This is a genomic window from Actinomadura sp. NTSP31 (genome assembly GCF_041951385.1).
Lineage (GTDB): Bacteria > Actinomycetota > Actinomycetes > Streptosporangiales > Streptosporangiaceae > Spirillospora > Spirillospora napierensis.
In genome coordinates, this window is sequence record NZ_JBGNUT010000005.1 from 321,865 (window position 1) to 344,329 (window position 22,465).

The 22,465-nt window shown below is 72.1% G+C and carries 21 protein-coding genes; 13 read left to right on the forward strand and 8 right to left on the reverse strand.

What is annotated here, in order from left to right; all coding sequences use genetic code 11:
* The first annotated feature begins 174 nt into the window (after positions 1 to 174).
* The 3 genes from ACA514_RS11160 (at position 175) to ACA514_RS11170 (ending at position 2,433) form a co-directional block, all read left to right on the forward strand.
* Positions 175 to 711, forward strand: coding sequence for a MarR family winged helix-turn-helix transcriptional regulator (locus ACA514_RS11160; protein WP_375040982.1), 537 nt, complete (start codon positions 175 to 177; stop codon positions 709 to 711).
* 102 nt (positions 712 to 813) lie between these two features.
* Positions 814 to 1,716, forward strand: a complete 903-nt coding sequence (locus ACA514_RS11165) for a lytic transglycosylase domain-containing protein (RefSeq protein WP_375040983.1) — start codon at positions 814 to 816, stop codon at positions 1,714 to 1,716.
* 75 nt (positions 1,717 to 1,791) lie between these two features.
* Entirely contained in the window at positions 1,792 to 2,433 is a 642-nt protein-coding gene (locus ACA514_RS11170; protein ID WP_375040984.1) for a TetR/AcrR family transcriptional regulator, read from the forward strand.
* A gap of 18 nt (positions 2,434 to 2,451) precedes the next feature.
* Here the strand turns inward: ACA514_RS11170 and ACA514_RS11175 are convergent, their stop codons facing one another.
* On the reverse strand, positions 2,452 to 3,372 hold the full coding sequence (locus tag ACA514_RS11175; RefSeq protein WP_375040985.1) for a hypothetical protein: 921 nt from the start codon (positions 3,370 to 3,372) through the stop codon (positions 2,452 to 2,454).
* Positions 3,373 to 3,932: 560 nt separating this feature from the next.
* Between ACA514_RS11175 and ACA514_RS11180 the strand changes: the two genes are divergently transcribed.
* Positions 3,933 to 4,736: an NAD-dependent epimerase/dehydratase family protein gene (locus ACA514_RS11180; RefSeq protein WP_375040986.1), complete on the forward strand. Its 804-nt coding sequence runs from the start codon at positions 3,933 to 3,935 to the stop codon at positions 4,734 to 4,736.
* An 80-nt stretch (positions 4,737 to 4,816) separates the two neighbouring features.
* Positions 4,817 to 5,464, forward strand: a complete 648-nt coding sequence (locus tag ACA514_RS11185; RefSeq protein ID WP_375040987.1) for a TetR/AcrR family transcriptional regulator — start codon at positions 4,817 to 4,819, stop codon at positions 5,462 to 5,464.
* 4 nt (positions 5,465 to 5,468) lie between these two features.
* On the opposite strand, the gene ACA514_RS11190 is transcribed toward ACA514_RS11185, so the two are convergent.
* A complete protein-coding gene (locus ACA514_RS11190; protein ID WP_375040988.1) occupies positions 5,469 to 5,849 on the reverse strand; it encodes a nitroreductase family deazaflavin-dependent oxidoreductase in 381 nt (126 codons plus the stop codon).
* Positions 5,850 to 5,899: 50 nt separating this feature from the next.
* Positions 5,900 to 7,363, reverse strand: coding sequence for a flavin-containing monooxygenase (locus ACA514_RS11195; protein ID WP_375040989.1), 1,464 nt, complete (start codon positions 7,361 to 7,363; stop codon positions 5,900 to 5,902).
* A gap of 84 nt (positions 7,364 to 7,447) precedes the next feature.
* On the opposite strand from ACA514_RS11195, the gene ACA514_RS11200 reads away from it, so the two are divergent.
* Entirely contained in the window at positions 7,448 to 8,065 is a 618-nt protein-coding gene (locus tag ACA514_RS11200; RefSeq protein WP_375040990.1) for a TetR/AcrR family transcriptional regulator, read from the forward strand.
* Positions 8,066 to 8,086: 21 nt separating this feature from the next.
* On the opposite strand, the gene ACA514_RS11205 is transcribed toward ACA514_RS11200, so the two are convergent.
* On the reverse strand, positions 8,087 to 8,761 hold the full coding sequence (locus ACA514_RS11205; protein WP_375040991.1) for a TetR/AcrR family transcriptional regulator: 675 nt from the start codon (positions 8,759 to 8,761) through the stop codon (positions 8,087 to 8,089).
* Positions 8,762 to 8,869: 108 nt separating this feature from the next.
* Here ACA514_RS11205 and ACA514_RS11210 point away from each other — a divergent pair, with 108 nt between their 5' ends.
* From ACA514_RS11210 to ACA514_RS11220, 3 genes are all read left to right on the forward strand, one after another.
* Positions 8,870 to 9,976 carry a ferritin-like domain-containing protein gene (locus tag ACA514_RS11210; RefSeq protein WP_375040992.1) on the forward strand — a complete coding sequence of 369 codons (1,107 nt, stop codon included), beginning with the start codon at positions 8,870 to 8,872 and terminating at the stop codon, positions 9,974 to 9,976.
* A 44-nt stretch (positions 9,977 to 10,020) separates the two neighbouring features.
* On the forward strand, positions 10,021 to 10,878 hold the full coding sequence (locus ACA514_RS11215) for an SDR family NAD(P)-dependent oxidoreductase (RefSeq protein ID WP_375040993.1): 858 nt from the start codon (positions 10,021 to 10,023) through the stop codon (positions 10,876 to 10,878).
* Positions 10,879 to 10,949: 71 nt separating this feature from the next.
* The gene (locus ACA514_RS11220) at positions 10,950 to 11,915 is read left to right on the forward strand and encodes a diiron oxygenase (RefSeq protein WP_375040994.1); all 966 of its coding nucleotides are present in this window, start codon (positions 10,950 to 10,952) and stop codon (positions 11,913 to 11,915) included.
* Positions 11,916 to 12,269: 354 nt separating this feature from the next.
* On the opposite strand, the gene ACA514_RS11225 is transcribed toward ACA514_RS11220, so the two are convergent.
* Positions 12,270 to 13,028, reverse strand: coding sequence for a hypothetical protein (locus ACA514_RS11225; RefSeq protein ID WP_375040995.1), 759 nt, complete (start codon positions 13,026 to 13,028; stop codon positions 12,270 to 12,272).
* 122 nt (positions 13,029 to 13,150) lie between these two features.
* Here ACA514_RS11225 and ACA514_RS11230 point away from each other — a divergent pair, with 122 nt between their 5' ends.
* Positions 13,151 to 14,740, forward strand: coding sequence for an ATP-dependent DNA ligase (locus ACA514_RS11230; RefSeq protein ID WP_375040996.1), 1,590 nt, complete (start codon positions 13,151 to 13,153; stop codon positions 14,738 to 14,740).
* Positions 14,741 to 14,936: 196 nt separating this feature from the next.
* On the opposite strand, the gene ACA514_RS11235 is transcribed toward ACA514_RS11230, so the two are convergent.
* Positions 14,937 to 16,046 (reverse strand): hypothetical protein, encoded by a 1,110-nt coding sequence (locus ACA514_RS11235; RefSeq protein WP_375040997.1) that lies wholly within the window; start codon positions 16,044 to 16,046, stop codon positions 14,937 to 14,939.
* Positions 16,047 to 16,136: 90 nt separating this feature from the next.
* Between ACA514_RS11235 and ACA514_RS11240 the strand changes: the two genes are divergently transcribed.
* Positions 16,137 to 17,234, forward strand: a complete 1,098-nt coding sequence (locus ACA514_RS11240; protein ID WP_375040998.1) for a PLP-dependent cysteine synthase family protein — start codon at positions 16,137 to 16,139, stop codon at positions 17,232 to 17,234.
* On the opposite strand, the gene ACA514_RS11245 is transcribed toward ACA514_RS11240, so the two are convergent.
* Together ACA514_RS11245 and ACA514_RS11250 are read right to left on the reverse strand one after the other, a co-directional pair.
* Positions 17,235 to 18,533 carry an RIP metalloprotease gene (locus ACA514_RS11245; RefSeq protein ID WP_375040999.1) on the reverse strand — a complete coding sequence of 433 codons (1,299 nt, stop codon included), beginning with the start codon at positions 18,531 to 18,533 and terminating at the stop codon, positions 17,235 to 17,237.
* 91 nt (positions 18,534 to 18,624) lie between these two features.
* Entirely contained in the window at positions 18,625 to 19,371 is a 747-nt protein-coding gene (locus ACA514_RS11250) for a FadR/GntR family transcriptional regulator (protein ID WP_375041000.1), read from the reverse strand.
* Between the two features lie 158 nt (positions 19,372 to 19,529).
* Between ACA514_RS11250 and ACA514_RS11255 the strand changes: the two genes are divergently transcribed.
* Both ACA514_RS11255 and ACA514_RS11260 read left to right on the forward strand, forming a co-directional pair.
* Positions 19,530 to 21,059, forward strand: coding sequence for an amino acid permease (locus tag ACA514_RS11255; protein ID WP_375041001.1), 1,530 nt, complete (start codon positions 19,530 to 19,532; stop codon positions 21,057 to 21,059).
* Between the two features lie 22 nt (positions 21,060 to 21,081).
* The gene (locus ACA514_RS11260) at positions 21,082 to 22,437 is read left to right on the forward strand and encodes a glutamine synthetase family protein (protein WP_375041002.1); all 1,356 of its coding nucleotides are present in this window, start codon (positions 21,082 to 21,084) and stop codon (positions 22,435 to 22,437) included.
* The last annotated feature ends 28 nt before the right edge of the window (positions 22,438 to 22,465 follow it).

Consider the following 22,465-nt stretch of genomic DNA (forward strand, 5'->3'; position numbering starts at 1 on the left):
TGTCCTGCTGGTGTTCCGCGCCACCATGGTCTCGGTCGAGACCGGTATCACTCACGGGACCACCAGGGTCACACGGACACTCTCGTCCCGCTTGTGATCTGGAGCACTCTATTGGAAGAAGTTCTAAGAAGCGAGTACTTACATCAGGATTTGTCCGAAGCTACGATCTCCCGGGTGCGAACCGAGGCGCGACGAGGCGCGGAACAAGCCCGGGAGGACGGCGTGGACCCGCTGGTCACCGGCATCAGGGACCGCTGGGCCGGGCAGGGCATGGCCGGCGGGCCGTGGCCGTTCATGGCGATCAGCTCGATCGAGCGGCTGCACCAGATGCTCAAGAAGGCGCTGGACACCGAGCTGAAACGGTTCGGGCTGAGCCGTACCGGCTACTTCCTGCTGACCACGCTGGCGCTCATCGGCAACGGCAACGCCCGGCTGAGCACCCTCGGCCGGATCCTGATGATGCACCCGACGACGGTGAAGCTGACCGTCGACCAGCTGGAGGCCGGCGGGCTGGTCGAGCGGGCCCGGCATCCGCGCGACCGGCGCGCCACGCTCGTCCAGATCACCGCGGCGGGGCGCGAGCAGGTGAACGCCGCGAACCTCGCGCTGGAGGACCCGGCGGGCGCCCTCGCGCCGTTCGAGGGGATGCACCGCGACCTGTTCGAGGCGCTGCAGCCGGCCCGGCTCGCGGCCGGCGACCTCGAGCTCTGAGCCGCGGCGGAACCGGCGGGGCGGCGGTGAACCGGGCGTGATGTCACCCGCGTACATCGTCATAGGCACCACAGGACCCGGGCGATAAGGCAGTCTTCTCCTATGCCACAGAGTCACGGCACGCGCAGACGTACCGCTTCCGCCTCCGCCCGCGCCCGCTCCGAGCAGCGGCGCGGCGGACGGCGGCGGGACGGCGAGCGGGGCGCCGGGAGCCGCCGGGCGGCCCGCGTCCCCGCGCCCAGGCAGTCCCCCGAGGAGCTGGAGGCGCTCGGCGCGCCCGGTCCGTACGGGCCGTCCGGCCCGTACGGAGGCGACGGGCCGGCGCCGCCCGACCGCTACCGCCCCGGGAAGCGGCGCCGCGCCTGGCGGCTGCTCACCCACAACGTCACCATCACCGTCGCGGCCATCGCCGTGCTCGCCGGCGGCGTGGTGTTCGTCGACTGGGACAAGGTGCTCGGCGAGGCCGATCCGCCGAAGGCCGCCGCGGGCGGGCCGATCTCCACCAACGACATGCTCGCCCACCTCCAGGGCTTCGACATGGACGCCGTCACCGCCGACTCCGTCGCGGCGGCCAAGGAGCGCGCCTACAAGGAGCACCAGGCGTACATGAAGAAGCTCAAGGTGCAGGCCGAGAAGGACGCGGCGGCCCGCGCGAAGCTGAAGGCCGAGCAGGAGAAGGAGCGGCTCGCCAAGTCCAACCCGAGCGCCGCGCAGAACAAGGCGTACGGCAAGAAGATGAACGCGGCCAAGGGCTGGGGCAACTGCTGGTCCTCGCTGCTGACGCTCTGGAACCACGAGAGCGGCTGGAACGAGCGGGCCACCAACCCCGGCAGCGGCGCGTACGGCATCCCGCAGGCGCTGCCCGGCTCCAAGCTGGCCAGCGCGGGCTCCGACTGGCGCACCAGCTCCCCCACGCAGATCGCCTGGGGCCTCGGCTACATCAAGGCCCGCTACCACGACCCGTGCGGCGCGTGGTCCTGGTGGTCCGCCCACCACTGGTACTGAGCGGACGGCCCGTGGCGAGCGCGCCGCCGGCGCCGCGTGCTGGTGGCCCGGCCGCGATCCGGGCACGATGTGGGGATGACCACGAGCAGGGCGCGCCCGGCGGGCGGCGCGGGTGAGGCCGGCGGCGCCGGACGGCAGTGGGCGCGCGCGGACGCGACCCGGCAGGCGCTGCTGGCGGCCGCGCAGCAGGTCTTCGCCGACCGCGGCTACGCCGACGCGGGCATCGCCGAGATCGTCGAGCGGTCCGGGATCAGCGTCGGCAGCCTGTACCACCACTACGGCGGCAAGGCCGGGCTGTACGTGGCGCTGTGGGAGGAGCTCACCGGCGAGCAGGAGCAGAGCGCCGCGCGGGCGGTGTCGGCCGCCCGCAAGGCCGGCGAGGACGACCCGATCGCGCTGTTCATCGCGGGCGCCCGCGCCTACCTGCAGGTGTGCTGGGAGCGGCGGGAGGCGGCCCGGCTGTTCCACGGCGGCGAGGGGCCGTCCGGCTCGTCGCTGATGCGGCGCAGCCGGGCGCAGCACTGGATCGCGCAGAACACCAAGCTGCTGCGCGGCACGTCCGGCACCCCGGCGGGCCGCCCCGGCCAGGTGCTCAGCCTGGTGCTGACCACCGTGATCGGCGAGGCCGGGCGGGAGATCGCCACCGCCGAGGGCGAGGCGGAGGCCGCCGAGATCATCGACGAGGTGTGCCGCATCCTGATCCGGCTCGCGCGCTGACACGGTCCCGCCCGGTCCTCAGCGGGCCCGGGCGGGCAGCAGCGCCAGGCGCGGGCCGCGCCGGGCGCGCCTCCTGCGGCTCCGGCGGGCCGGGCGCGCCGGCTCGGGCTCCCGCCACTCCAGCCTCGGGACGCCCTCGGCGGGCGGCGCCGCCCATGACGCGGCCGTCCACGCCACCGCGGGCCTCGGCGCGGCGGGCGCCGGCCTCGGCCGCACCGGCTGCGGCGGGACGGGCCGCACCGGCCGCCCGGCGGCGCCGAGGCCCGCGCCATGGAGCCGGGCGCGGCGGAGGTGGAAGCGGCCGGACCGCCGGGGCGAGACGCGCTCCCGGCGGGCCAGCCGCAGTCTGAGCAGCAGCAATGCCACCGAGGAGGCCATCGCCGCCAGCACGCCGGCCTGCAGCGCGGTCAGGTCGTCGAGGCCGGAGCCGCCGCCGGGCAGCGTCCGCAGGTTGGACATCGGGACCGGTGCGATCGGCGCGGGCGCGGTCTGCGGGCCGACGACCGGCGGCAGCACGACGTCGGCGCCGCCCGGCCCGCCCGGCAGGCCCGGCACGCCCGCGGCGGTGACGGGCGGGACGCCGGGCGGCAGCGCGCCCGGCGTGATCCCGGGCGGCAGCGCGCCGGAAGGTTCGGTGACCACGAGCGTGTACGTCCGGGATCGGGTGGCCGCGTGCGACGCCGAGGCGCGGACGGTGAGCCGGACGGTGCCGGACGCGGCGCCGTCCGGAACCCGGACCGTCACCGTCGCCGCCGCCCCGCCGGAGCCGACACTGCCGAGGCCCTGCTCGGACGGCGCGACGGTGGCGCCGCCGGTCACCGACGCCCGCAGCACGGTGCCGGAGGCCGTCGCGCCGGACGCCGACACCCGGACGGTCGCGGTGATCGATCCGCCGGGACGCACCGTCGCCGACGACACCGTGGCCCCGAGCGACAGCACCGGCTTCGCCGGCCGGCCCGGATCGTCCGGAGTCGTGGGCGTGGGCGTCGGAGTCGGCGTAGGGGTCGGAGTCGGGGTGGGCGTCGGAGTCGGCGTGGGCGTGGGTGTGGGGGTCGGAGTGGGCGTCGGTGTCGGAGTCGGGGTGGGCGTCGGGGTGGGAGTGGGCGTCGGGGTCGGGGTGGGGCTGTCCGTGGGAGACGGCGACCCGCCCGTCGGGGTGGGCGTCGGCTCCGCGATCACCGGGGCCGCGCCGGAGACGGCGAGCACCGCCGCCACGCCGAGCCCCGCGAACACCGCACCGCCGGCCGACCGGGAGCGCACCTGTCCCCCACCTCCACCCTCCGAGACCCGTTGGTGCTGCGATCGAATCAGGTCGCGAATGGCGCTTCAAGGCGTCCGGGAAAGCTTGTCAGCGAGCGACGAATTACCGCCTCCGGACATTGAGCCGGGTTATCGGAGATTGCGTGCTTCGGGCGCGGCACCGGCCCGGCCCCTCACGGACGGGGTGCGGCGGCGAACCTGCTGATCATGTGGACGCCGCCTGGTGCGAGACTGCTCGCATGACTCTCGGAAGGATCGTGCTGACGGGTGCGGCGGGGCGGGTCGGCAGCGCCGTGCGCGCGCCGCTGCGCGAGGCGGCGGGGACGCTGGTGCTGGCCGACCGGGCGCCGCTGTCCGCCGAGGCGCCGAACGAGGAGGTGCGCCGCACCGACCTGTCGGACGCGGCGGAGGTCGTCGCGGGCGCGGACGCGGTCGTCCACCTCGCCGGGGTGCGGGACGAGGCGCCGTTCCCCGACCTGGTCGAGGGCAACATCCTGGGCGCGCAGCGGATGCTGGAGGCGGCGCGGGTGACCGGCGTCCGGCGGGTGGTGCTGGCCAGCAGCAACCGGGTGACCGGCCTCTACCCGTCCACGCGGACGGTGTCGCCGGAGATGCCGGCGCGCCCGGACGGCCTGTACGGCGTCAGCAAGGTCGCGGTCGAGGCGCTCGCCCGGCTGTACGTCGACAAGTTCGGGCTGGACGTGGTGTGCCTGCGCATTGGCAGCCTGGACGCGCGCCCGGACGAGCCGCGCCATCTGGCGACGTGGCTCAGCCACCGCGACTGCGCCGGGTTCGTGCTGGCGGCGCTGACCGTCCCGTCGCCGGGGTTCCTCGCCGCGTACGCGGTGTCGGCGAACGCGCGCCGGTTCTGGGAACTGGACGACCGCCTCGGGTACCGGCCGCTGGACGACGCCGCGGCCTACGGCGTCCCGGACACCTTCGTGGGGCCCGGCACTCCCCAGGGCGGCGACTTCGCCAGCCCCGAGTTCACCCTCCGGTACCTGGAGCCCGCCGCCGGGCGGACCGACGACGCGCGAGAGTGACATTTGGTTCACACGGGATGCGACGGACCGTTATCCTGACCTCCGGGTTACCGGTTCCTGACGGAAAGTCGAAGGGGTCCATGCCAACGTCCACGTGGTTCCGCCTCAACGTCGCCAAGCGGGAACGGGTCCTCGAAGTGGCGATGCGCGAGTTCGGGGAGCACGGGTACTCGACCGGCAGCCTGAACACCATCGCCCGCGAGGCCGGCATCGCCAAGGGCTCGCTCTTCCAGTACTTCAGCGACAAGCTGGAGTTCTTCGCCTTCGTCTGCGACGAGGCGTCCCGCCGGATCCGGGAGGAGATGGAGCGGCGCATCGCGCGCGTCGACTTCGACCAGTCCTTCGACGAGTGGCTGTTCGACGTGCTGTGCGACTGGACCGAGTACATGGCCGACCACCCGCTGGAGCGCGCGGTCACCGCGGCGACGAACTTCGAGCTGGACAACAGCGTGCGGTCCGTCGTCCGCGACACCGCGAACCAGCACTACCTGCAGGTCATCCACCCGACGCTGGAGCTGTGGAGGGCGCAGGGCGGCATCCGGGAGGACGCCGACCTGGAGGTCCTCGCCACGTTGATCCTGACGTTGCTGCCGTTCCTGGCGCTGGCCCCCTACTACGACGGCCTCGACCCCATCCACGACCTGCGCGGCCGCACGCCCGACGAGCAGCGCCCGGTGGTCCGGCAGCTCGTCGCGGGCTTCCGCCCGATGTTCGCCCCGGAGAAGTAGCCCGTCAGGCGTCCAGGTCGGCGACGAGCAGGTCCATGCGGCGCGCGGCGTAGCGGGCGGGCGCCGGCAGGTCTCCGGTGTCGGCGGCCGACAGCACGCGCGGGTTGCCGATCCGGTGGACGCGGCCGAGCCGCTCCACGCCGCCGTGCCCCTCGGCGAGCAGGTTGCGCACCCAGTCGGTGTCGGCGCCGTACGGCAGCCCGACGATGAGCCGGCCGCCGCTGCGGAAGGCGGTGACGGGCGTGCGGTACTCGCGTCCGGACGTCCGCCCCTTGTGCACGACGACGGCGAGCGGCGGCAGGTAGGGCGCGTAGACGCCCTGCACGCGGTTCGTGAACGCCTTGTTGATCCGGCGCAGCCGCCGGGGCATCAGTGGTTTCGGCATGCCCCCTGCCTAACACGTCCGGGACGCGGGCGCGCCCCGGACGTCCCGCTTCACCGCGTGAGGAGGTACTCCTCGGGCTTGGCCTTGCGGTTGCCGGCCCAGAACTCGAAGGTGTGGCCGGGCCACAGCGTGCGGTTGACGCCCTGGTCGTCGAGGTACCAGCTGTTGCAGCCGCCCTCGTTCCAGACGGCGCGGCGCAGCCGGCGCTGCATCCGGTCGTTGAACCGGCGGGAGGCCTCGGGCTTCGGCTCGATCGCGTCGGCGCCGGACTCCTGGAGCAGCCGCAGGCAGCTGAGCACCTGCTGGATCTGCACCTCGATCATGAAGACGACCGAGTTGTGGCCGAGGCCGGTGTTCGGGCCGAGCAGCATGAAGAAGTTCGGCATGCCGGGGATGGTGGTGCCGCGGTGCGCCTCGATGCCGTCCGCCCAGATCTCCTGGAGCTTGACGCCGTTCCGGCCGGTGACGCGCAGCTCGTTCAGCGCGTCGACGACCTTGAAGCCGGTGCCGTAGACGATGCAGTCGACCTCGTATTCCTCGCCGTCCTTCGTGACGACGGAGTTCTCCCGCACCTCGGCGATCCCGGACGTCTCGACGGTCACATTGGGCCGGGTGAGCGCCGGGTAGTAGTCGTTGGACAGCAGGACGCGCTTGCAGCCGATGGTGTAGTCCGGCGTGACCTTGGCGCGCAGCTCCGGGTCGGGGATCTGCTTCTCCAGGTGGCGGCGGGCGAGCGCCTCCTGCGGGAGCGACAGCCGCGGGTCGATGGTGAAGCCGACCGCGCGGGCCTCCAGCGCCCAGTAGATGCCGTTGCGGAACGCGCGGGCCACGCCGGGCACCTTGCCGAAGGCGGTGCGGACGGGCTTGGGGAAGGTGAAGTCGGGCTTCGGCTGGATCCACGGCGGCGTCCGCTGGAACAGCACCAGCTCGCCGGCCTTCTCCGCGATCCGCGGGACGAACTGGATGGCGGACGCGCCCGTCCCGATGACGGCGACGCGCTTGCCGGCGAGGTCGTAGGAGTGGTCCCACTCGGCGGAGTGGAACGCGGTGCCCTGGAACCGCTCGATGCCCGGCAGGTCGGGGAAGGAGGGGATGTGCAGGGCGCCGATGCCGGAGACGACGGCCTTGGGGGTGAGGACGGTGCCGTCGGCGAGGGTGACGTTCCAGCGGCGGGCGTCGTCCTGGTACTCCATGCGGTCCACGGTGCTGCGGAACCGGATGTGCTCGCGGACGCGGTACTTGTCGGCGGTGCGCTCCATGTAGGCGCGGATCTCGGGCTGCGGCGCGAACATCCGCGTCCAGCCCGGGTTGAGCTCGAAGGAGAAGGAGTACATGTGCGAGGGGACGTCGCAGGCGCACCCGGGATAGGTGTTGTCGTGCCACGTCCCGCCGAGGGCGCCGCTCTTCTCCAGGATCACGAAGTCGTCGAAGCCGGACTGCTTCAGCCGGATCGCCATGCCGAGCCCGGCGAAGCCGGACCCGATGATGACGATCGCCGGGGCACGCTCGCTCATTAGCCGTCCTCTCACGGTAACCTACTCGGAGTAAGTTACTATGAGTAGATTACTGACGGTAGGTCCAACAGAGAGGATTCTCCTGTGAGTGCCGCCACACCGCAGCCCCCGCCGCGCCGCCGCCGGATGTCGCGCGCGGACCGCGAACGGCAGATGCTGGACGTGGCGGAGGCGGTGTTCGGCGAGCGCGGCTACCAGGGCACCTCGATGGACGAGATCGCCGAGCGCTGCGGCGTGTCCAAGCCGATGCTGTACGAGTACTTCGGCTCCAAGGACGGCCTGCTCGTCGCGTGCGTCGGCCGGTCCAAGGCCGAGCTGCTGGACGTCACCCAGAAGGCCATGGCGGGCGCCGCGACCCCCGAGGACATCCTCTGGCGCGGGATGGTCGCCTACTTCTCCTTCATCGACGCGCACAGCAAGTCGTTCGCGATGCTGCTGCGCGAGCCGGCCGCCGCGTCCCAGGAGGCGGTCGACGCGGTGGAGGCGACCCGCCGCCAGCAGAGCGAGCTGATCTCCGGGGTGCTCGCGACGTTCGCCCCGTCCGCCGGCGAGCAGGCGATCGCCGCGTTCACCGAGATCATCATCGGCGCGAGCGAGCGGCTCGCCCAGTGGCGGACGTGGCATCCGGAGGTGAGCGTCGAGGACGCGGCGCGGCACATGACCGACTTCTGCTGGAAGGGACTCAGCCCCTACCTGGCGTGACCCCTACGACCCCGGCAACCCTCACGACCGGGACGCGCGGGGCAGCGCGTCCAGCGCGCCGATGAGCAGGTCGAGGCCGAACTCGAAGTCGGTCTCCGGGTCGTGGCTGGCGAGCTCCGGAGCGAGCGCGACGACGTGCGGGAACTCGGCGGCGTCCAGCTTCGCCCACGACTCGGCCTGCGTCTCCACCAGGTTGTCCAGCGTCTTCACGACGCCGGTCTCGCGCAGCTGCGCGCCCAGCGCGTACGCCATCAGCGCCCGCATGATCCGCACCGAGGTGGGGCCGTCGAACCCGGCGGCGTCGGCGAGCGCGAGCGCCCGCTCGGCCGGCCGCAGCCCGAGCTGGGTGTCGATCTTGTGGGTGAGGACGATCGTCATGCAGCGGGGGTAGTCGTGCGCGACCTTCCGGAAGGCGCGGACGAGGGCGCGCGCCCGGTCCTGCCACGGCTCGCCGGGGTCGTCCTCCAGCTCCAGGCCGGCGACGACGTGCTCGGCGACGCCCTCCAGCAGCGCCCCCTTGTTCGGCACGTGGTTGTAGAGCGACATCACCGCGACGCCCAGCTCGGCCGCCACGCGGCGCATGGACAGCGCGTCCGCGCCCTCCCGCTCGATCAGCCCGACCGCCGCCTGCACGATCCGCGCCCGGGTCAGCACGGGGCGCGGCGCCGGCGTGTCGGACGTCACGTCGCCGTCCATCGGTCCCGCCCCTTCCGGCCGTTGACACCTGTAAGTGCACCGTGACACGGTACGTACAACGTACGTCTTACGTACATCGTACGTGAACGCCCCCGGGGAGGAACGCCCGTGTCGACCCATGACCTTTACACCGACCCCGCCGCCACGTCCACCTGGGACGTCCCGATGACCGGCGACGCCCGGTTCACCTGGGAGTACGACGACGGCCGCGACCGCCTCCTCGCCCTGTACCAGAAGGGCAAGGACAAGCAGTGGGACTCGGTCAAGCGGATCGACTGGGACCTGGAGGTCGATCCGCACGACGTCCTCGGCGTCCCGGACCAGTCCCTCGCCATCTACGGCACCAAGTACTGGGACAAGCTGACCGAGAAGCAGCGCGGCGAACTGCGTCAGCACTCCACGTCCTGGCAGTTCTCCCAGTTCATGCACGGCGAGCAGGGCGCGATGATCACCGCCGCGCGGATCGTGGAGTCGGTGCCCGACCTCGACTCCAAGTTCTACTCCGCCACCCAGGCCATGGACGAGGCCCGGCACGTCGAGGTCTTCACGAAGTTCCTGCACGACAAGGTCGGGATGGTCTACCCGATCAACACCAAGCTGCAGGACCTGCTGAACGAGACGCTCACCGACTCCCGCTGGGACATGCCCTACCTCGGCATGCAGGTGCTCATCGAGGGGCTCGCGCTCGCCGCGTTCGGCGTCATCCGCGACATCACGACCAAGCCGCTGCCCAAGCAGATCCTCGCCTACGTCATGCAGGACGAGGCGCGGCACGTCGCGTTCGGGCGGCTCGCCCTGCGCGACTACTACAAGCAGCTCTCCACGTCCGAACTGAAGGAGCGCGAGGAGTTCGTCATCGAGGGCTGCTACCTGATGCGCGACCGCATCCGCGGCCGGGAGATCTGGACCAACTTCGGCATCGACCCCAAGGAGGTCGACGAGATGGTGGAGAACTCCCCCTACATGAAGATGTTCCAGAGCCTGCTGTTCAGCCGGATCGTCCCGTGCGTCAAGGACATCGGCCTGTGGAGCGAGCGCATCCAGCGGACCTACGACGACATGGGCGTCCTCGACATGTCCAAGGCCGACCTCGACGCCCTGATGAACCAGGACGAGGACATCGCCGAGAAGCTCGACACCGAGCGGTTCGCCGCCGAGGAGGCCGAGCGGAAGGCGGAGGTCGACGCCGTCATCGCGGACGCCGCGGCGGGCTGAGTACGGTTGGGGATCATTCCGCTCGGGACATCTCGGAGGTCTGCATGCCACTCGCGCACTTCGACGGGGCCCTCGCCGTCGTCACCGGAGCCGGCAGCGGGTTCGGCCGCGCCATCGCGCTGGCCCTCGCCGAACGCGGCGCGACCGTCCTGGCGGCCGACATCGACCTGCCGTCCGCCGAGCGCACCGTGACGCTCGCCAAGACCCTCGGCCCGGGCGGCGCCGCCTACGAGGTGGACGTCGCGGACGCCGCGGCGATGGAGGCGTTCGCCGCCGAGGTGAAGCAGGCCCACCGCGTCCCCGACATCGTCGTCAACAACGCCGGGATCGCCGTCAGCGGCCCGTTCCTCGACCACGGCGTCGACGACTGGAACCGCATCATCGGCGTGAACCTGTGGGGCGTCATCCACGGGTCCCGGCTGTTCGGCAAGCAGATGGTCGAGCGCGTCAACGCGCTGCCGAACAAGCCCGACAAGCCGAACTTCGGCGGGCACATCGTCAACATCGCGTCCGCCGCCGCGTACGCGCCGACCCGCTCGCTGCCCGCCTACTGCACCACCAAGGCCGGCGTGCTGATGCTCAGCGAGTGCCTCCGCGCCGAGCTGGCGTCCTCGCGCATCGGCGTCACCGCCGTGTGCCCCGGCTTCGCCAACACCAACATCGTCAAGAACGGCACGTTCGTCGGCGGCGACGCGGCGGACCGCGAGCGGATCCGCACGCGGGGCCAGAAGGCGCTCAAGCTCCGCAACTACCCGCCGGAGAAGGTCGCCGAGCGGGTCGTCAACGCCATCATCAAGAACAAGGCCGTCGTCCCGGTCAACTTCGAGGGCCACCTGCTGCACGCCCTGTCCCGGGTCTCCCCCGCGTCGACGCGCCTGCTCGCCAGAATCCCCGTGCGATAGGGGCGGGCCCCGCCGTGCGGTGCACGGCCGCGCGCCGCCCTCCTCGACTCCCCAGGAGAGGAGAAGGACCGATGCCCCCCGAACTGCTCACCGGCCGTCCGACGACGTGGACGGCGCGGATCCGCTGCAAGGACGGCGACCACGCGCTGGAGCTCACCGACCGGGAGGTCGTCGCCGAGCGGCTGCTGCGCACGTCCCGCAAGCACTCCTTCGACCCGGACGTGGACGTCGACTGGGACGCGCCGCAGGACCCCGACGTCTGGTACGCCCCGCCGCAGCTGGTGTCGGTCTACGAGACGCCGCTGTGGGACGGCCTGACGCACCGGCAGCGGGTCGAGCTGACCAAGCGGGAGATGTGCAGCATCGCCTCCTTCGGCATCTGGTCGGAGATGCTGCTGATGCAGGCGCTCGTGCAGCACGCCTACCGGCGCCGCTACGACAGCGAGCACGTCGCCTACGCGCTGACGGAGATCGCCGACGAGTGCCGGCACTCGAAGATGTTCGGCCGGATGGTGCGGACGTGCGGGCTGCGGACGCACCGCCCGCGGGCCCTGGAGTACCACTTCGCCAAGCTGTTCGGCGCCGTGTACGACCCGATGCCGATGTTCGCGGGGACGCTGGTGGTGGAGGAGTTCACCGACGCGTTCCAGCGGCTGACGTTCCCCGACGAGGGCGTGCAGCCGGTGATCCGGCAGGTCACCCGGATCCACGTCATCGAGGAGGCGCGGCACATCAAGTACGCGCGCGAGGAGCTGAAGCGGCTCGTCGCGCACGCCTCCCCGGTGCGGCGGCGGGCGGCGGCGTACGCGCTGGCGCAGGCCACCCGGCTGATGGCCGCGCAGGTGATCCACCCGTCGTGCTACACGGCGGTCGGGCTGGACCCGAAGCTCGCCCGCCGGGTCGCCGCGCGCAGCGAGCACCGCCGGGAGACCATGACGTGGGCGTTCCGCAAGTGCACCGCGTTCTTCGACGAGGTCGGATTCCTGGACGGACGGGCCCGTGACGTGTGGGTTCGTGCGGGACTACTGAAACCATAACCGGTTCTACATCGAGGCCTTTCAGCTCGGCGCCGAAACGAATTCCCGCACAATGGCCACGACCGAATACCGCACGGTTTTCCAGTGGTCCCGGGAACGGAACGCGAAGGGCCGCGGAGTGGGGTCCACTCCACGGCCCACTCGACGGGGACGGGCTGCTGACCTGGAGATCACCTCACCCAGGACACTCCAACCGCTTGCACGATCACGTCGTCGACCTCCTCCTCCCCATGCACCGCAAAGCACGCCGGCCGCCGGATGCGAGTGGGAGCACGACCGGTGCACTTCCTCCCCTTTACCGGAAACACCTTAGAAGGTCCTGACAGAAAATAAGCCATGATCGGCCGATTCAGGTCAGAAATGCGTCAACGTGCTCAGCACTTCGCGGGCGACGCCCTCGGCCGTGCCGAGGCACGCCTCCTCCCGGGCGTCCGCGCGGCCCGCGGCCGCCTGCTCGCTGTAGCTGACCGTCACCAGCACGTTCCGCAGCCGCGCCGTCACCTCGCCGACGACCGTCGGCTGCCCGTCGTCGGCCTTGAACCACCGGTACGCCTCGTCGCCGATGCCCCCCTGCCGCCGCAGGCTGATCGTCCGCACCAGGGGCGCGTTGTGCGCCTGCGTCCACGACGCCCGGTAGTCGCCCTCCGCGTCCTGCACCGGCGTCGGCGTCTTCGCGGGCGCGTGCAGGTTCACCTCGACGCGCAGCCAGCGGAACCGCGGCCCCCGCGCCGTGTAGGTGCACGTGGTGAACGTCGAGTTGGCGCTCTCCGCCTCTTTGGCCGCCGGGATCGTCCGGCGGACGGTGCGGTCCGACACCATCGCGCACGGCCTGGGCAGCGACGCGATCGTCTGCTCCTGCATGGGCGTGGTGGACGGGCTGACCGGCCCCGACGACCGGCCGGGCGTCCCCGCCGGCGTGCTCGCGCCGCGCGGCGGCGACTTTCGACCCGCCTCGTCCTCGCCGTGCCCCGGCACCAGCAGGAACACCGCCACCGCGGCACTCCCGAACGCCACCAGCGCGACCAGCAGCGCCAGCAGCCGCGGCCGGCGCGACGGCGACGGCGGCTCCGGCGCCGAGTACACCCGGTGGAACGGCTCGCGCTGCAGCCCCACGCCCCGCTCCTCACTCCCCCGCGCGTCTTCGACCCGCCACTCGTCAAGGTAGTCAGGGCCGCCGTCGCTGACCAGGGGTCCCGCCCCGACCGATCGTCGGACCCGCTGGTCACAATGGGACGATGCTGATAGCGGAGATCGCGCGGACGTCGCGGGCGGTGGCGGGCACGTCCGGCCGCAAGGCCAAGGTCGCGGCGCTCGCCGAGTGCCTGCGCGCCGCCGAGCCCGGCGAGGCCGCGACCGTGGTCGCCTACCTGTCCGGGGAACTGCCGCAGCGGCAGATCGGCGTGGGGTACGCGGCGCTGCGCGACGTCCCGCCGCCCGCCGCCGAGCCGTCGCTGACCGTCCCCGAGGTGGACGCCGCGTTCACCGGGATCGGCGCCGTCGCGGGCGCCGGGTCCGTCGCCCGCCGCCGCGACCTCGTCGCCGCGCTGCTCGGCCGCGCCACCCGCGACGAGCAGGGCTTCCTGATCCGGCTGCTGTCCGGCGAGCTGCGCCAGGGCGCCCTCGACGGGGTGATGGCCGAGGCGATCGCCGCAGCGGCCGGGGTGCCGGCGGCGGAGGTGCGGCGCGCCTTCATGCTGCGCGGCTCCCTCGGCCCCGTCGCCACCGCCGCCCTCGCCGGCGGCGCCGGCGCCCTCGCCGGCGGCGCCGGCGCCCTGCGCGAGTTCACGCTGGAGGTCGGCCGCCCCGTCAAGCCGATGCTCGCCGCGTCCGCGCCGTCGGTGGAGGAGGCGTTCGCCAAGCTGAAGGCCGAGGCCGCCGTGGAGTGGAAGCTCGACGGCGTCCGCGCCCAGATCCACGTCCGCGACGGCGAGGTGCGGGTGTTCACCCGCACCCTCGACGACATCACCGCGCGGCTGCCCGAGGTCGTCGCGGCCGTGCGCGGCCTGCCCGTCCGCGAGGCCGTGTTCGACGGCGAGGTGATCGCGCTGCGTCCCGACGGCGCGCCGCACCCGTTCCAGGTCACCGCCGCCCGCACCGCGACCCGCACCGCCAGGACCGCCGAACCCGTGCCGCTGACGGTGTTCCTGTTCGACGTCATGCACCTCGAGGAGGCCGAAGGCGCCCCGGGAGGTCGTCCCCTCCCGGGGGACACCGGCGGCGACCTGCTCGACGCGCCCGGCGCCGAGCGCAACGCGGCGCTCGTGCGGGTCGTCCCGGAGAAGCTGCGGATACCGCGCGTCGTCACCGCCGACCCCGCCGCCGCCAAGGACTTCTTCGACGACGCCGTCGCCCGCGGCCACGAGGGCGTCCTGGTCAAGTCCCTCGACACCCCCTACACCGCCGGCCGCCGCGGCGCCGGCTGGATCAAGGTGAAGCCGCGGCACACCCTCGACCTCGTCGTCCTCGCCGCCGAGTGGGGCCACGGCCGCCGCCAGGGCCTGCTGTCCAACCTGCACCTCGGCGCCCGCGACCCCGAGACCGGCGGCTTCGTGATGCTCGGCAAGACGTTCAAGGGCCTCACCGACGAGCTGCTCGCCTGGCAGACCGGGAAGCTCCGCGAGCTCGCCGTCCGCGAGGACGGCTGGACGGTGCACGTCCGGCCCGAGCTCGTCGTCGAGCTCGCCTTCGACGGCGTCCAGCGGAGCCCCCGCTACCCCGGCGGCATCGCCCTGCGCTTCGCCCGCGTCCTGCGCTACCGCCCCGACAAGACCGCCTCGGAAGCCGACACCATCGACACCGTCCGCGCCGTCGCTCCTGTTTATTAGCAGTGCCCTCGGCGGTCGGGCGTTGGACGCCCTCCCTTCAACGGGCACTGCGTGCGATCGCTGCATCGCTCCGACTCGCCCAGGGGCTCGCTGCGCGATCGGATTCTCGCTCCGCTCGCATCCGGCTTCGCTCGCGATCGCGACGGCTCCGGTCAGCGCGGGGCCGGGGCGGCGGCCGGGCCTGTCGCGCAGGAGGTCAGCGGCGGGTGGTGGGGAGCTTGCGGCGGGGCGGCGAGGGCGACTGCGGGGGCTCTTCGGGACCGAGGCGGCGGGCCAGCCGGCGAGCGGCCGCGCTCGTGCGCAGACGGGACACCGCGAGGCCGCGCGCGAAGGCGCGGCGCTGGAGCCGGTCGGCGACGCCCCGGCCACCGCGAGCCGCTGCGCGGCGCTCGTCCCGCGCGGCGGCACGGCGCTGGTCACGGGCGACGGCGCGGCGGCGGTCACGGGCCACGGCGCGGCGGCGGTCACGGGCGGCCGCCCTGCGGGCGGCGCGCGCCAGCCTGCGCCGGTGGGCGCGCTCGGCGGCGTCCGCGCTGCGCTGCAGCAACTCGGGCGGGATGAGGTCGTGCCGGCCCGCGATGAACTCCTGCACCCAGATCTTCGCCCGGATCAGCGGGCGCCGGAAGCGGACCTCGCGGCGGACGGCCCGCTGGTACTTGCGCGAGTCCGGATCGTAGCGCCAGCGCGACCACGGCGAGCCCGGACGCGCCACCCGGATCGCGCCCACCACCAGCAGGACGGGCAGGAACAGCCCGATCAGGCCGGTCCAGATCTTGCCCTTCAGCAGGGTGATCACGGCGAGGAGGAGGTTGGCGACGGTCGAGGCGAAGTACGTCCGGGCGAGCACGCTGCCGGCCGGGTCGGGGACGGCGTCGGCGAACCCGAACGGGCGGATGCCGAGCAGCAGCAGCCCGCTGACGGCGATCGCGACGAACACGGCGTCGACGGACGCGCGGCCCTTCTCCGTCCAGTAGACGTCGCTGAGGTGCAGCAGCAGCGCGAACTCGTCCAGGACGAGCGCGGAGCCGGCCCCGAACACGACGGCCGCGACGCAGTCGAGCGCGACGTAGGCGTCCGGGGTGGCGAGGCTCGCGATGCCGCCGACCAGCATCAGCACCACGCCGAACACGACGTGGTGGACGTGGGTGTCGCCGGCCCGCACGTTGCCGAACCACCCGCTCACGTTCGCCCGGATCAGCCGCACGACCACCCGCGTCAGCACGAACGTGACGATGAACGCGGTGAAGAAGCCGAACAGCGGCAGCCGTCCGGTCTCCACGACGCGCTGCCGGAAAAGGTCGATCATGTGTCCCCCTGCCGTGCACCATAATGCCCGGTGACATGCGGGGATATCGTGGGACCCGGACGATCGACGACGATCGGGGGGAAGGTCACAGTGAGCCGCACCGCAGACCGCTGCGACCCGGGGTGCCGGGCCTGGATCGCCGAGGCGATCCGCAAGGTCGAGGCCGACGCCAACCGCAGCGCCGACACGCACCTGCACGTGTTCCCGCTGCCGCCCGAATGGGGCATCGACCTGTACCTGAAGGACGAGTCGGTGCACCCGACCGGGTCGCTGAAGCACCGGCTGGCGCGGTCGCTGTTCCTGTACGGGCTGGCGAACGGCTGGATCCGCGAGGGCACCGCGATCATCGAGGCGTCCAGCGGGTCGACTGCGGTGTCGGAGGCGTACTTCGCGCGGCTGCTCGGGCTGCCGTTCGTCGCGGTGATGCCGGCCTCCACCAGCCCCGAGAAGATCGGCCTCATCGAGTTCCACGGCGGCCGGTGCCACCTGGTGGACGACCCGTCCTCGATCTACGACGAGTCGCGGCGGCTCGCCGCCGAGTGCGGCGGCCACTTCATGGACCAGTTCACCTACGCCGAGCGGGCGACGGACTGGCGCGGCAACAACAACATCGCCGAGTCGATCTTCGAGCAGATGCGGCTGGAGCGGTTCCCCGAGCCGGCCTGGGTCGTGGTCGGCGCGGGCACCGGCGGGACGTCCGCGACGATCGGCCGGTACGTCCGGTACCGGCGGTTCCAGACGCGGCTCGCGGTGGTCGACCCGGAGGGCTCGGCGTTCTTCGGCTCGTTCGCCGACGGCGACCCGGAGCGGACCGCGGCGGGCTCGCGGATCGAGGGCATCGGCCGGCCGCGGGTCGAGCCGTCCTTCCTGCCGACCGTGATCGACCGGATGATCCAGGTGCCGGACGCGGCGTCCGTCGCGGCGATGCGCTGGACGAGCCGGGTCAGCGGCCGGGACGTGGGCGGCTCGACCGGCACCAACATGTGGGGCGCGGCGGAGCTGATCGCGCGGATGCGGGCGCGCGGGGAGCGCGGCAGCGTGGTGACGCTGATCTGCGACGGCGGCGAGCGCTACGCGGGCACCTACGGGTCCGACGTGTGGCTGGCGGCGCAGGGCCTGGACATCGCCCCCTACGAGGCGGCGCTGGAGGCGTTCCTCAAGACCGGCGAGATGCCGGTCGCCGTCTGATCAGCCCTTGAAGCGGATCGGGTTGAAGACGTCGGCGTAGATGAGCAGTCCGCCCATGACGATCAGGACGGCCGCCATCACGTAGGTGACGGGCAGTGCCTTGGCGACGTCGACGTAGCCGGGGTCGGGCTTGCGGAACACCCGGGCGAACGCCTTCTTCAGCGCCTCCAGCAGCGCGCCGGCCATGTGGCCGCCGTCCAGCGGGAGCAGCGGGATGAGGTTGAACAGCCCGACCGCGAGGTTCAGCGAGCCGAGCAGCATCACGAAGTACCAGACCTTCTCGCTGGTCGAGAGGGCCTTGGAGGCCGCGACGTCGCCGCCGATGCGGCTGACGCCGACCACGCCGACCGGTCCGTTCGGGTCGCGCTCGTCGCCGCCGAACGCGGCGTTCCAGACGCCGACCATCTTCTGCGGCATCCGGACGAGCGCGCCCGCGGTGTGCTTGGTCATGGACGCCATCGCGTCGGCGACGGCGCCGGGGCCCTGCCGCTCCATCGCCTCGGTGGGCGTGATGCCGAGGAAGCCCACGTTGACGATCTTCTTGTCGTCCTGGAGGTCGTGCATCTGGTTGCGGACGATCGGGACGTTCAGCGTCATGTCGCGGCCGTCGCGCCGGACCGTCATGGCGACGGTCTGCCCGCCGGAGTCGCGGATCAGCTTCTGCAGCCGGTCGTAGTCGCCGATCTCGTGCCCCTGGTAGGACACGATCCGGTCGCCGGGCCGCAGCCCGGCCTGGTGCGCGGGCGTCGGCACGGCGCCCGCCGGGCACGTGGTCAGGTCGGACTGGCTCGCCGGGACGATGCACGCCGACACCTGCTGGATGACCGGCTGCGGGGTCTGCTGCCCGATGCCCATCAGCAGGATCGAGAAGAAGACCACGGCCAGCACCAGGTTCATCGCCGGGCCGGCGAACATGATGATCAGCTTCTGCCACCACGGCTTGGCGTAGAACACGCGGTCGCCGTCGTCCGGCCGCACCTCCTCCAGCGCCGCGCCGCGCGCGGACTCGATGAGGCCCTGCCAGGGGCCGGTGCTGATCTGCCGGACGGTGCCGGGGGCGTCGCCCTTGCGCGGCGGCAGCATCCCGATCATGCGGATGTAGCCGCCGAGCGGGATCCACTTGACGCCGTACTCGGTCTCGCCCTTGCGCCTGGACCACATCGTCGGGCCGAACCCGACCATGAACTGCGTCGTGCGGACCCGGAAGAGCTTGGCGAAGCTGAAGTGCCCGAGCTCGTGCAGCGCGATCGACGCCAGCAGGCCGAAGAACAGGATCAGCACTCCCGCCAGCCAGCCCATGCGTCATGCCCCTCCGTCGTGCACCCCGCGCACCGAGGGGTGGCCACCAGCAACCACCTCAGACTACGTCAACGCGCCGGGTTTGGTTGAGCTAGCCGAGGAAGCCCCGTAGGAGGGCGGCGGTGCCCTCCAGGTGCTCGGCGACGGCGCGGCGGGCGGCCTCGGCGTCGCCCGCCAGGATCGCCTCGGCGATCGCGGCGTGCTGGACGGCGGCGTGCTCGATGTTGCGGCCGAGGACGGGGATGGCGTTGAGCAGGTCGGTGACGCGCATCCGGGCGTCGGCGCAGGCGGCCGACAGCAGCGCGGAGCCGGTCATCTCGGCGATGGACAGGTGGAACAGGGTGTCGAGGCGGCGGTACTCGTCGGGGCCGGCGGCGTTCAGCTCGGCGAGGCGGGCGCGCAGCGCCGCCCGCTGGTCCCGCGTCAGCCGGGTGGTGGCGAGGATTTGGGCGGCGCCGGTCTCGACGGCCATCCGGAAGGTGAGGGTGTCGTTCAGGCCGTCGCCCATCTCGGCGAGGGCCCGCCTCAGGTCGGACTGGCGGGGCCGCGGGCGCTCGTAGGTGACGAACGTGCCGCCGAACCGGCCGCGCCGCGACTCGACGTAGCCCTCCTGCTGGACGGCCCGGATCGCCTCGCGGAGTGTGACGCGGCTGACGCCGAGCAGCGGGGCCAGCTCGCGTTCGGGCGGGAGCCGCTCGCCGCGGTCGACGACCCCGAGCTTGATCGCCTGGAGGAGGCGCTCGACGGTCTCCTCGAAGGCGTTGCCGGTCCGGACGGGCCGGAACACCGCCGCGGCCGCCAGGTCGGGGGCGCCGGGGCCGGGCTCGGGTGCGGGCATGACCGTCCTTCGGTCCGCGGGGGGCTTCGGGCTCCACGTTACATGTGCGTTTCGTCGTCGCCCGGGGGTTGACGCGGACCCCTCCGCAAACATTAATGGTCTGTCATTAGCCCATTGCGGCTGTGTCGAAACCCCCCGTGGCACGCGAGGAGGTGCTCGTGAGCATCGACGAGCACAAGGCATCCCCCGACCCCATGTCCGACGACGAGAAACGGCTGCACGAGCTGGGCTACGCCCAGGAACTCAGCCGGTCCATGTCCGGCTTCTCCAACTTCGCGGTCTCCTTCACCATCATCTCGGTGCTGTCGGGCTGCCTGACCTCCTACACCATCGGCCTCAAGGGCGGCGGCCCCGTGATGATCACGTGGGGCTGGCTCGGCGTCGGCGCGATGACGCTGCTGGTCGCGCTCGCGATGGCCGAGGTGTGCTCCAGCTACCCGACCGCCGGCGGCCTGTACTACTGGTCCGCCAAGCTCGCCCGGACGAACGGGGCGGCGTGGTCGTGGTTCACCGGCTGGTTCAACTTCATCGGCCAGGTCGCGGTGACCGCCGCGATCGTCTACGGGTCGGCGGCGTTCCTGAACCCGCTGCTGGACCTGCAGTTCGGCTACTCGGTGACGCTCGGCCACACGTTCCTGCTGTTCGCGGTCCTGCTGGTCGTGCACGCGCTGCTGAACCAGTTCGGCGTGAAGATCGTCTCGATCCTGAGCAGCGTGAGCGTGTGGTGGCACGTGCTCGGCGTCGCGTTCGTGGTCGGGGTGCTGGCGCTCAAGCCGTCGCACCACCAGTCGGCCGGGTTCGTGTTCAGCAAGTTCGTCAACGAGACGGGCTGGCAGTACGGCGCGTACGCGGCGCTGATCGGCCTGCTGCTGTCGCAGTACACGCTGACCGGGTACGACGCGTCCGCGCACATGACCGAGGAGACGCGCGACGCGGCGCGGTCCGGGCCGAAGGGCATCGTGAACTCGGTGCTGATCTCGGTCGTGGCGGGCTGGGTGCTGCTGCTCGGCGTCACCTTCGCCATCCAGGACTACGGCAAGGCGGTCGCGGGCGGGCCCGCGGAGATCTTCATCGCGGCGACCGGCGACACGATGGGCAAGGTGCTGATCCTCGTCTCGTTCGGCGCGCAGTTCTTCTGCGGGATGTCGTCGGTGACGGCGAACTCCCGGATGATCTACGCGTTCTCCCGGGACGGGGCGCTGCCCTTCTCGTCCTTCTGGCACCGGATCAACAAGCGCAGCCGGACGCCCACCAACGCGATCTGGCTGGCCGCCTGCGGCGCGTTCGTGCTGGCGCTGCCGGCGATCTGGAACCTGACCGCGTACCTGGCGGTGACGTCGGTCGCGGTGATCGGCCTCTACATCGCCTACGTGATCCCGACGTTCCTGCGGCTGCGGCAGGGCAGGGACTTCAAGGCCGGCCCGTGGAGCCTCGGCCGGTGGAGCAGGCCGGTCGGGATCCTCGCGGTCGCCTGGGTCGTCGTGATCTCGATCGTGTTCGTCCTGCCGCCGGCGAACCCGATCACCAAGGACAGCTTCAACTACTCCCCGATCGCGATCCTGATCGTCCTCGGCGGCGCGGGGCTGTGGTGGGTGCTGTCGGCCCGCAAGTGGTTCACCGGCCCGAAGGTGCAGGGCAGCGCCGAGGAGCTGGCGGCCATCGAGCAGGAACTCCAGTCGCTGGGCTAGCACCTGTTAGGAGACCGGAAACGTGACCACATCGCTCACCCTCGACGAACTGCGCGGGGAGGCGGCGGAGGGCCGGATCGACACCGTGATCGTGGCGATCGCCGACATGCAGGGGCGCCTGCAGGGCAAGCGGCTGTCGTCCCGCTTCTTCCTGGAGGAGGTGGCCGGGCACGGCTCGGAGGGCTGCAACTACCTGCTGGCCGTCGACGTCGACATGAACACGGTGGACGGCTACGCCATGTCGTCCTGGGAGCGGGGCTACGGCGACTTCGTCATGCGCCCCGATCTCGGGACGCTCCGCCGGATCCCCTGGCAGGAGGGCGCGGCGCTGGTCCACGCCGACATCGTGTGGGAGGACGGCTCCGACGTGGCGCCCTCGCCCCGGCAGATCCTGCGGCGCCAGCTCGCCCGGCTGGCCGAGCGGGGCTGGGGCGCCTACGTCGGGACCGAACTGGAGTTCGTCGTCTACCAGGACTCCTACGAGGACGCCTGGCGGAAGGCGTACCGCGACCTGACCCCGGCCAACCAGTACAACGTGGACTACTCGCTGCTCGGGGGCGCCCGCGTCGAACCGCTGCTGCGCCGGATCCGCAACGGCATGACCGGCGCGGGGATGTACGTCGAGTCGGCCAAGGGCGAATGCAACCTCGGCCAGCACGAGATCGCGTTCCGGTTCGACGAGGCGCTGGCGACGTGCGACAACCATGTCCTCTACAAGACCGGCGCGAAGGAGATCGCCGCCCAGGAGGGCATGTCGATCACCTTCATGGCGAAGCCGAACGAGCGGGAGGGCAACTCCTGCCACGTTCACATCTCGCTGCGCGACGCCGCCGGGGCGCCCGTGCTGGCCGGGGACGGGCCGCACGGGCTGTCGAAGATCGGCGAGCACTTCATCGCGGGCCAGCAGGCGTGCCTGCGCGACTTCACCCTGCTGTACGCGCCGAACGTCAACTCCTACAAGCGCTACCAGCCGGGCTCGTTCGCGCCGACGGTGATCAAGTGGGGCGTGGACAACCGGACGTGCGCGCTGCGGCTCGTCGGGCACGGGCCGTCGCTGCGGATCGAGAACCGGGTGCCGGGCGGCGACGTCAACCCGTACCTGGCGGTGTCGGCGCTGGTCGCGGCCGGTCTGCACGGCATCGAGAAAGAGCTGCCGCTGGAGGAGCCGTACGCGGGCAACGCCTATGCGACCGACGCGGAGACGGTCGTCGCGACGCTCCGCGACGCCGCCGCCGACTGGGAGCGCAGCGCCCTGGCCGTAGACGCGTTCGGCAAGGACGTCGTGGACCACTACGCCAACTACGCGACCGTGGAGCTGGCCGCCTACGACCGCGCGGTGACGGACTGGGAGCTCTACCGCGGCTTCGAGCGCCTATAGCCGCGCGCACCCGAACGACAGCATCGAG

Excerpts from the sequence above, each read along its gene's own strand:
- ACA514_RS11235 (WP_375040997.1), bottom strand. The coding sequence starts at position 16,046 with ATGATCGACCTTTTCCGGCAGCGCGTCGTGGAGACCGGACGGCTGCCG.
- ACA514_RS11190 (WP_375040988.1), bottom strand. The coding sequence starts at position 5,849 with ATGCCGAAACCACTGATGCCCCGGCGGCTGCGCCGGATCAACAAGGCG.
- ACA514_RS11230 (WP_375040996.1), top strand. The coding sequence starts at position 13,151 with ATGCTGATAGCGGAGATCGCGCGGACGTCGCGGGCGGTGGCGGGCACG.
- ACA514_RS11180 (WP_375040986.1), top strand. The coding sequence starts at position 3,933 with ATGACTCTCGGAAGGATCGTGCTGACGGGTGCGGCGGGGCGGGTCGGC.
- ACA514_RS11220 (WP_375040994.1), top strand. The coding sequence starts at position 10,950 with ATGCCCCCCGAACTGCTCACCGGCCGTCCGACGACGTGGACGGCGCGG.
- ACA514_RS11165 (WP_375040983.1), top strand. The coding sequence starts at position 814 with ATGCCACAGAGTCACGGCACGCGCAGACGTACCGCTTCCGCCTCCGCC.
- ACA514_RS11205 (WP_375040991.1), bottom strand. The coding sequence starts at position 8,761 with ATGGACGGCGACGTGACGTCCGACACGCCGGCGCCGCGCCCCGTGCTG.
- ACA514_RS11250 (WP_375041000.1), bottom strand. The coding sequence starts at position 19,371 with ATGCCCGCACCCGAGCCCGGCCCCGGCGCCCCCGACCTGGCGGCCGCG.
- ACA514_RS11185 (WP_375040987.1), top strand. The coding sequence starts at position 4,817 with ATGCCAACGTCCACGTGGTTCCGCCTCAACGTCGCCAAGCGGGAACGG.
- ACA514_RS11170 (WP_375040984.1), top strand. The coding sequence starts at position 1,792 with ATGACCACGAGCAGGGCGCGCCCGGCGGGCGGCGCGGGTGAGGCCGGC.
- ACA514_RS11215 (WP_375040993.1), top strand. The coding sequence starts at position 10,021 with ATGCCACTCGCGCACTTCGACGGGGCCCTCGCCGTCGTCACCGGAGCC.
- ACA514_RS11245 (WP_375040999.1), bottom strand. The coding sequence starts at position 18,533 with ATGGGCTGGCTGGCGGGAGTGCTGATCCTGTTCTTCGGCCTGCTGGCG.
- ACA514_RS11195 (WP_375040989.1), bottom strand. The coding sequence starts at position 7,363 with ATGAGCGAGCGTGCCCCGGCGATCGTCATCATCGGGTCCGGCTTCGCC.